Here is a 668-nt window from a genome sequence, read left to right on the forward strand (position 1 = left end):
CTTCTTATAATTCTGACTGCCTTTCTGACATCTGGACAGCTTTCTCTGTTCCCGTGCAATCTTTTTCTCTGTGTTCCGGTAGAACATCGGATATTCGGCTCTTTCACCGGTAGAAAATACACACATTCCCTGCATCGCAAAATCGATCCCAATGAATTTTTCTGCCGGTCTTTTTTTTGCTGCTTGGTTTTCACAGCAAAATAAAAGACTGGCAAAATATTTTCCGGATGGCTCCCTGCTGACTGTCACAGATTTCAGTTTCCATTTTTCTGATATCGGACGGTGAAGCTTCATTCTGACAGCTGTCATCTTAGGCAGTTTCAAATAGTTTCCTTCCAGAAAGATATTTCCATTCACTACGTTTGTTGTATAAGATTTTCTTGACGACTTCTTTGATTTGAAACGCGGAAATCCTGCAGATGGTTCACGAAAAAACTTATGGAATGCGCTTTCCAGATGCATCTGTACATTTGCTAACGCCAATGAATCCACCTCTTTCAGCCAGGGATATTCTTTCTTGTAACTGGCTGGTGTGTTTCTTAACATCTTTTTTTCTTTTTTATAATGTTCCATTTTATCTGCAAGCATACAGTTATAGATAAATCGGCTGCAGCCGATTGTTTTTTCTATTTGTACACGTTGTTCTGCATTTGGATAGATTCTTACTT

General features: G+C 39.1%; 1 protein-coding gene. It reads right to left on the reverse strand.

The genetic code is table 11. From position 1 onward, the window contains the following. Positions 1-660, reverse strand: a 660-nt coding sequence (locus DXC01_RS18530; protein WP_243111671.1) for a transposase, incomplete at its 3' end; no start/stop codon positions are given. Between the last annotated feature and the right edge of the window lie 8 nt (positions 661-668).

The organism is Blautia sp. OM07-19, from assembly GCF_003481595.1.
GTDB lineage: Bacteria > Bacillota > Clostridia > Lachnospirales > Lachnospiraceae > Blautia_A > Blautia_A intestinihominis.